Genomic DNA, 2,411 nt, shown 5'->3' on the forward strand with positions numbered 1-2,411 from the left:
GTACGCGCCTGCGCCCGGTCAGCAGGCGTACGCCCCGGCGCCCGTACAGCAGCCGCACGCCCCGCAGCCCCAGGGCCCGCAGCCCCAGAGCCTGCAGCCGCAGAGCCCGCAGCCCCAGGGCCAGTCTCCCCAGGACCCGTCCCCCCACCCGGACTTCCTCGCCGCCGACCGCCGGCAGGCGATCGTCGTCGACGCCGAAGGGGTCTCCTTCGAGCACCAGGGCCAGACCGCCGACTTCCCCTGGCACCACATCCAGACCGTCCATTACAAGGCGGGCCCCGTCGGCACCGTCCTGATGGTCGCCGTCGTCTTCCCCGACGGACGCTTCTTCGAGGGCATGGTCTCCGCCCGCAATGCGGCCACTCTCCAGGAGTGGTTCACCGAGATCGCACCCGTGCTCGGCTACTATCTGGCCGCGCGCGGCCGGTAAGGCGCTCTTCCCCCCTCGCGGCACATGCGTTAACAATGCGCATGTCAAACCGAAAGAACTTCGGTCACAGAGGGGACCCCCATGAAAAAGCCTCTCGTCGGCGCATTGCTGTCACTCCTTCTCCTGGGAGCCGCAGCAGCACCCGCGACAGCGGCGGCCACAAGCCGTCCCGCGCCCGCGACCGCGGCCGCACCTGCACCTGCACCCGCGGTCAAAGCCGTCGACTTCGCCGGAACGGTCGCGCTCAGCAACTGTTCCGGATCCGTCATCCGCATGCCCGACTCCCAGCCCACGGACCCTGCCCTGGTCCTCTCCAACGGCCACTGCCTGGAGACCGGCTTCCCCGCCGCGGGCCAGGTGCTCGTCGACCGCCCCTCCACCCGCACCTTCTCGCTCCTGAACGCTGCGGGCACCAAGGTCGCCACGCTCCGGGCGAGCAAGATCGCGTACGGGACGATGACGGACACCGACATCTCCCTGTACGAACTGACCACGACCTACGCCCAGATCCAGAGCTCCTACGGCATCAAGGCCCTGGAGCTCAACGCCGCCCACCCCACGCAGGGCAGCGCCATCAAGGTGGTCTCCGGCTACTGGAAGCGGACCTACAGCTGCAATGTCGACGGTTTCGTCTACCGCCTCAAGGAGGGGGCCTGGACCTGGAAGGACTCGGTCCGCTACACCTCCGCCTGCCAGACCATCGGCGGCACCTCGGGCTCCCCGGTGATCGACACGACGACGGGCAAGGTCGTCGCCGTCAACAACACCGGTAATGAGGACGGCGCGCGCTGCACGGAGAACAACCCGTGCGAGGTGGCCGCCGACGGGACAGTGACCGTCCGCCAGGGCATCAACTACGCGCAGGAGACGTACGGGATCGTCGCCTGCGTGGGCATCGGGAACAAGATCGACCTGAGCCGTGCGGGCTGCACACTGCCCAAGCCGTGACAACAGCAGCGCCCGCCGGGGGAGCGGCGGGCGCTGCGTCCGGGCTGAGGAGCGGTGTTACGGAAGTGCGTGGACGTGCGGCCCGACCGCGTTGGACCAGGCGTTGCCCGCCGAAGCGTCCCAGTTGGTGGACCAGGTCATCGCGCCGCGCAGACCCGGGTAGGTCTTGGACGGCTTGAAGGAACCGCAGTTGGTGCCGATGCTGAGGCAGTCCAGCGCGGCGTTCACGATCGAAGGCGAGACGTAACCGCTGCCGGCGCCACTGGTCGAGGCCGGCACGCCGAGCCCGACCTGCGAGGGGGCGAGGCCGCCCTCCAGCTGGATGCAGGCGAGCGCGGTGAGGAAGTCCACCGAGCCCTGGCTGTAGACCTTGCCGTCACAGCCGAGCATCGAACCGCTGTTGTAGTACTGCATGTTGACGACGGTGAGGATGTCCTTCACGGCCAGCGCCGTCTTGAAGTACTCGCCCGATGTCGACTGCATGTCGATGGTCTGCGGCGCCATGGTGAGGACGAGGCCGCTGCCCGCCTTCGAGGACAGGGAGTGCAGGGCCTGCGACATGTACGTCGAGTTGAGGCCGTTCTCCAGGTCGATGTCGACGCCGTTGAAGCCGTACGTCTGCATCAGGGAGTAGACGGAGTTGGCGAAGTTCGTGGCGGAGGTGGAGTCGTTGATCGAGACCGTGCCGTTCTGGCCGCCGATGGAGATGATCACGGACTTGCCCGCGGCCTGCTTGGCCTTGATGTCGGCCTTGAACTGGTCGACGGTGTAGCCGCCCAGACCCGCCGAGTCGAGGGTGAAGGAGACCGCGCCGGGCGAGGACGTCGCGTCGGCGAAGGAGACGGCGATGATGTCGTACGCGGACGGGACAGCGCTGATCTTCTGAACCGTCGCGCCGTTGTTGAAGTTCTGCCAGTAGCCGGTGACCGCGTGCTTGGGGACACTTCCCGCGGGGGGCGTCACCGTGGAGCTCGGCGTGGGAGTCGGCGTAGGCGTAGGCGTGGGCGTGGGGCTGCCCGGGGTCGACGTGGAG

At 68.1% G+C, this 2,411-nt stretch carries 3 protein-coding genes; 2 read left to right on the plus strand and 1 reads right to left on the minus strand.

What is annotated here, in order from left to right; genetic code table 11:
• Both J0695_RS44070 and J0695_RS23120 read left to right on the plus strand, forming a co-directional pair.
• On the plus strand, positions 1 to 430 hold a 430-nt coding region (locus J0695_RS44070; RefSeq protein ID WP_242553066.1), incomplete at its 5' end, for a hypothetical protein.
• 81 nt (positions 431 to 511) lie between these two features.
• A complete protein-coding gene (locus J0695_RS23120; protein WP_206964268.1) occupies positions 512 to 1,378 on the plus strand; it encodes a S1 family peptidase in 867 nt (288 codons plus the stop codon).
• Positions 1,379 to 1,435: 57 nt separating this feature from the next.
• Here the strand turns inward: J0695_RS23120 and J0695_RS23125 are convergent.
• On the minus strand, positions 1,436 to 2,411 hold a 976-nt coding region (locus tag J0695_RS23125; RefSeq protein ID WP_206964270.1), incomplete at its 5' end, for a chitinase.

Source organism: Streptomyces beijiangensis (genome assembly GCF_017315755.1).
Lineage (GTDB): Bacteria > Actinomycetota > Actinomycetes > Streptomycetales > Streptomycetaceae > Streptomyces > Streptomyces beijiangensis.